A 5,734-nucleotide genomic window follows, 5' to 3' on the forward strand; every position below is an offset into this window, starting at 1 on the left:
AGCCAGTCCCCTTCGTCCCCCCCCCCCCCCACCGGGGGCGTGGGTTGGGGGGGGCGTCCCCTTTGACCGGGGCCCCCGCCGCGCCGATCACCGTCGCGGCCCCCCCCGCCGCGCGCGCGGCGCCCGCCCCCCCGCCGCGCCCCCCGCGGCGCGGTCGCGGGCCCTGCTGCGTTCCGTGGCCGGTCGCCCCACCGTTTCCCACGGGTCGTGCGCACGCGCTCCCGGTACGACGTCGGACCGGTGCCGTGCAGGTCTGCTGGTGGTGCCGCGGGGTGCCGGTCAGCCGGTGCGGCGAGCGCCGCCGGCGAGGATCGCCGCCCGCTCGTCCTCGCTCAGTCCGCCCCACACCCCGTACGGCTCGCGCACGCGGAGCGACTGCTCGCGGCACTGCATCATGACGGGGCACGAGTGGCAGATCGCCTTCGCGGCCTCCGCGCGCCGTCGTCGCGTCGAACCGCGTTCGCCCTCGGGGTGGAAGAACAGGGTGTCGTCCGTGTCGCGGCACGAACCCTGGTACTGCCATTCCCACAACTCCATGACGGGCCCTGGGAGCCTCGAGATCTCTGCCATGGCGAACAACCTACAAGCGTTGCAGAAGTTGTTCAAGTCCCTTGTGGGGAAAAAGTGAACGGGCAGGTCACGGCGATTCCCGGCGCGCTGCCCCGGGGCCATCCGGCCAAAACGATCCATGGCCGCGGCCCTGCCCGACCTCGATTGGCGCGATGTCGGTTCGATGGCGCGTTTGCGCGAGTGGCGAACAAACCCTGCACAAGTCTGAAGCGAAGGGTGCACGACTGTGACCTGGACGAGGTGGCGAGACGCGAGGCCGGTCGGCAGAATCGATCCATGACCTCCGTCCGGTCCGCCCCCGACCACGAGGGAGCCCGACCGAGCATGTCCTCGAACCCCGGCCTCGCCGTCGCCGCCGTCGCGCGCCGGCTCGGCGTCGCGCCCGCGACCCTGCGGACGTGGGACCGCCGTTACGGGCTCGGCCCCTCGCAGCACCGCGCGGGATCCCACCGGCGCTACACGGACGACGACGTCGCGCGGCTCGTCGTCATGCGACGCCTCACGCTCGACGGCGTCGCACCCGCCGACGCGGCCCGCGCGGCCCTGGCGGCCGACGCCGACGAGCTCGACGCGCACCGCGGCTCCGTCTCGTTCGACGAGCACGGTGCCGACGAGGGGTCGGACCTCGACGACGACCTCGACGCGGACGACGCCGTTGCCGAGCCGGCCCCGCCGTCGCGCCCGTTCCTGCGGGCCGTGCCCGGGGGCGAGCCCGCGCGGGGGAGCGGGCCGCGTGCCCTCGGCGTGCGGGAGGCGCCGCGCCCGACCCGCGTCTCCGACGTCGTCGACGCCGCGATCGCCTACGACCAGCGCACCTGCGACCGGCTCCTGCGCATCCCTGCCGGTGGTGACCCCTCCACCTGGTGGTCCGACCTCGTCGAGCCGGCGCTCGAGCGCCTCGCCGAGCGCACCGTGCTCGCCGGCCCGGGGGAGGTCCCCGAGGTCGTGCTCGCGAACGCGACGCTGGGCGCGCTGCGCGAGTACACGCAGGCGAGCGAGGACGCGATCGTCGCGGCGGGGGGGCCGCCCCGCAACCACCCGAGCCGCATGCGCAGGATCGTCCTCGTGTTCGCGGCGCCGGACGAGCCGCTGCCGCTGGCCGCGCACGCCCTCGCGGCGTCGCTCGCGTCGCACGGCGCGATGGCCCGGATCGTCACCGGCCCGGCGAACGTCCACCGCACGCTGGAGATCGTCACGATGGTGCGGCCCTCGGCGGTCGCGATGGTCACGACCCAGGCGCGCCCCGACCTCGGGATCGTCCACGCGGCGCACGAGGCGAACCCGAGCCTGCCGTTCTTCGTCGGCCTGCCGAGCGACGAGGCCGCCGGCGACCTCCCGCTCGCCGCCACGGTGCACCGCGTGCGCAGCTTCACCGGCCTCCTGCACGAGCTCCTCGCGGTCGTCCGCTGAGGTCTCGGGCGGGCGGCCCACGGGGTGCCGGGCGCGGATCGCGCCGGGAATGCCGGAGGGCCCCGCGGCGTAGAATCCTGGTGTGACCGCCTCGCCCGTCCCCGCCGCCGCTCCCGACCGCGACCCCTTCGCTTTCCTGGGTCTCACCTATGACGACGTGCTGCTGCAGCCCGGCTACTCGGACCTGGCGCCGTCGGACATCGACACCACGACGCGCCTGACCCGCGAGATCTCGATCCGCGTCCCGCTCGTCTCGGCGGCGATGGACACCGTCACCGAGTCGCGCATGGCGATCGCGATGGCGCGCCAGGGCGGCATCGGCGTCCTGCACCGCAACCTCTCCATCGAGGACCAGGCGCTCCAGGTGGACCTGGTGAAGCGCACGCAGACGGGGATCATCGACAACCCGGTGACCATCGGCCCGGACGCGACGCTCGAGGAGCTCGACAAGACGGCAGGCGAGTACCGCATCTCCGGCTTCCCCGTCCTCGACGCCGAGCGCCGCCTCATCGGCATGGTCACCAACCGCGACCTGCGCTTCACGCCCGTCGCGGAGTGGGCGACGACCAAGGTCGACGAGGTCATGACGCCGCAGCCGCTCATCACGGGCCCGGCGGGCATCTCGCGCGAGGAGGCGACCGCGCTCCTGCGCCAGCACAAGCTCGAGCGCCTCCCGCTCGTCGACGCCGACGGCCGCCTCACCGGGCTCATCACGGTCAAGGACTTCGTGAAGTCCGAGCAGTTCCCCAACGCGTCGAAGGACGGACAGGGCCGTCTGCTCGTGGGTGCCGCGATCGGGTACTTCGGCGACGCGTGGCAGCGCGCCACGACCCTGATCGACGCGGGCGTGGACGTGCTCGTCGCCGACACGGCGCACGGCAACGTGCGCATGCTCATCGAGATGGTCGCGCGACTCAAGTCAGACCCGGCGACGCGCGGCGTGCAGGTGATCGGCGGCAACGTCGCGACGCGCGAGGGCGCCCAGGCGTTCGTCGACGCGGGCGCGGACGCCGTCAAGGTCGGCGTCGGCCCCGGATCCATCTGCACGACGCGCATCGTCACCGGCGTGGGCGTCCCGCAGGTCACGGCGGTCTACGAGGCGTCCCTCGCGGCGCGCCCGGCGGGCGTGCCCGTCATCGCGGACGGCGGCATGCGCCACTCGGGCGAGATCGGCAAGGCGATCGTCGCCGGCGCGGAGTCGGTCATGCTCGGCTCGATGCTCGCGGGCACCGAGGAGTCGCCGGGCGAGACGATCCTCGTCAACGGCAAGCAGTACAAGGCGTACCGAGGTATGGGCTCCATGGGCGCCATGTCCTCGCGCGGCAAGAAGTCCTACTCGAAGGACCGCTACTTCCAGGCCGAGGTCACGAGCGACGACATGATCGTCCCCGAGGGCGTCGAGGGCCAGGTCGCGTACAAGGGCTCGCTCGGCACCGTCGCGCACCAGCTCGTCGGCGGCCTGCACCAGACGATGTTCTACGTCGGCGCGCGGACCGTCCCGGAGCTCCAGGAGAAGGGGCGCTTCATCCGCATCACGTCGGCGTCGCTCAAGGAGAGCCACCCGCACGACGTCCAGATGACCGTCGAGGCCCCGAACTACACCGGCTTCTGAGGCGGCTCGCCACCACCACGACGGCCCGGCGTCCGGCCCCCACAGGGCCGGGCTCCGGGCCGTCGTCGTGCCAGGGCACGCCGTCAGGCCGGCGGTCCGTCAGACCGGCGGACCGTCAGGTCGGCGCACCGTCGGGTGCGCTGACCGCCTCACGACGCCATGACACGGGTGTGCAGGGCCTGGACGGCGTACCGCGCCGCCCAGAACGCGCCGTGCTGCCACGCCGAGATCTCCGACATCCAGTCGCCCGCGAAGTAGACGTTCCCCGCGCCCTGCTGGAGCTGCTTGAAGCGCGACGACTGCGTGTTCGGGTAGGCCCACGCGCCCTCGATGTAGGGCACCTTGTGCCACGCGATGGAGAACGAGCTCTCGAGCTCGGTCCGGTACTTCTCGCCGTGGATCTTCACGCCCTGCTCGACGGCGCGCATCTCGCGCTGCCGCGGCGTCATGTCCGCGTAGGAGCGCGCGTTGGCGCCGGTGTTGTAGTACCCGACGACGAGGCCGCGACGCTCGCCGTACCCGTAGGAGGGGTACCAGACGTGGGCGAGGTCCATGTCGGTCTCGGTGATGCCGCCGTAGATCCGGTGGTCGTCCTCCCAGAACCGCGAGCGGTACTCGAGCCCGATCTTGCCCGCCGGGGACCCGACGGCGAACTCGCCGAGGGCGGCGTCGATGTCGGCGCCCCAGTTGGTGTCCCACCGCCGCATGAGCCCCGCGGGCGCGGCGACGATCGCGAAGTCCGCGTCGACCTGGCGGGCCTTGCCGTTCGGCGCGGTGTAGGTGACCGTGACGCCGCTCGTGGTGTTCCGCACCCCGGTGACCGGCGAGCTGAACAGGACGTTCTGCTTGCCGATGGCCCGGACGAAGTAGTCGTAGGTCGTGTCCATGCCGCCCTTCGGCTGGAACATGAGCATCGACTGCTCCCAGTTGATCTCGAACGGGAAGTACTGCCCCACCTTCGAGGCGAGCACCTCCGAGACCGTGCCGGGGCCGGGGAGCGGCGTGCCGTGCTCGTTCCAGGCGGACGGGTAGACGGAGTATCCCCGGTTGTCCCCGCCGCGGTAGCTGCCGTCGGACTGCAGCGACCCCCAGGACCGGAGGAAGGCGCGCAGGTTCTCCTTGTCCGCGGCCGTGAGCTTCTGGTCGAGCGCGCCCTGGTCGGTCGCGTAGCTCAGCAGCTCGGACGTGTAGCCGAAGACGTCCGCCTTGGCCGTGCGGTACCGGACGGGGTTGCCGGGGGTGGCGCCCGAGCGCTCGTTGTAGAGGTAGGCGTCCGCGTTCGCGTTGGTGAACACCTCGTAGGGGACGCCCAGCTCGCGCAGGTAGTCCATGGTGACCATCCACTGCGCGATGCGTCCGGCGCCCGCGTTCATGTACACGCCGTCGGAGAACCGGGCCTTCTGCGTGACGCCGTTGACGTCCGTCTCGGAGTCGCCCCCACGTATGGTCAGCGTCCGCCCGCCCGGCCGGTGGCGCGCCTCGAGCACCGTCACCCGGTACCCCGCCTTCTGCAGCTCGTACGCGGAGGCGAGGCCCGCGGGCCCGGCACCCACGACGACGACCTTCTTGGCCGAGCGGCCCGTCAGGCTGAAGTCGCTGCCCCGCGGCGGCGTCCACGACTCGTTCCGCGGCTGGGCGGCGGCCGTCGGGGCGAGCCCGACGGCGCCCATCGTCGCGAACATGACGCCGGCGCTGGAGCCGACCCCGACGGCCTGGAGGAAGCTGCGGCGCGAGACGCCGGACGTCTTCTCGTCAGTGACCATGTGGCTGAGCCTCTCGTCCACGGCCTGACGGACGGAGTGCCCGGCCCACGATGCCGGGTGCCGCCGTCAGCACCGCCGCCGACGCTAGGGACGCGTCGTCGCGAACGCGGGTCCGGCACGTTTCGCGTCCGTCAACGCGCGGCGGCTCGCGTAAACGTCTCGTGTCGTCGCCGTCGTGCCGGGTCGCAGGACCGCGCGGCACGGGCGTCGCGAGCCCGAGGGCGCGGCGACGAGCGGACACGCAGCCGTCACGGCCCGGAAACGGTCGGCGTCTAGCGTCGCCGCTCCGGTGGCCGTCTGGCCGCCGGAGCGGGGCGGGGGGGGGGCGGCCCGGGGGGGCGGGGGGGGGGGCCCCGCGGGGGGGGGGGCCCCCCCCCCC

General features: G+C 73.2%; 4 protein-coding genes. 2 read left to right on the top strand and 2 right to left on the bottom strand.

The genetic code is table 11. The annotated features are described in order from the left end of the window. Positions 1–279 precede the first annotated feature (279 nt). On the bottom strand, positions 280–570 hold the full coding sequence (locus ACFWH7_RS01755; RefSeq protein WP_141388509.1) for a WhiB family transcriptional regulator: 291 nt from the start codon (positions 568–570) through the stop codon (positions 280–282). A gap of 276 nt (positions 571–846) precedes the next feature. Here ACFWH7_RS01755 and ACFWH7_RS01760 point away from each other — a divergent pair, with 276 nt between their 5' ends. After that, on the top strand, positions 847–1,980 hold the full coding sequence (locus tag ACFWH7_RS01760) for a MerR family transcriptional regulator (RefSeq protein WP_378214717.1): 1,134 nt from the start codon (positions 847–849) through the stop codon (positions 1,978–1,980). A gap of 82 nt (positions 1,981–2,062) precedes the next feature. Beyond that, a complete protein-coding gene (guaB, locus tag ACFWH7_RS01765) occupies positions 2,063–3,592 on the top strand; it encodes an IMP dehydrogenase (RefSeq protein WP_378214718.1) in 1,530 nt (509 codons plus the stop codon). Between the two features lie 149 nt (positions 3,593–3,741). On the opposite strand, the gene ACFWH7_RS01770 is transcribed toward guaB, so the two are convergent. Then, positions 3,742–5,355, bottom strand: a complete 1,614-nt coding sequence (locus tag ACFWH7_RS01770; protein ID WP_378214719.1) for a flavin monoamine oxidase family protein — start codon at positions 5,353–5,355, stop codon at positions 3,742–3,744. Positions 5,356–5,734: the final 379 nt, after the last annotated feature.

The organism is Cellulosimicrobium cellulans (genome assembly GCF_042723955.1).
Classification (GTDB): domain Bacteria; phylum Actinomycetota; class Actinomycetes; order Actinomycetales; family Cellulomonadaceae; genus Cellulosimicrobium; species Cellulosimicrobium cellulans_H.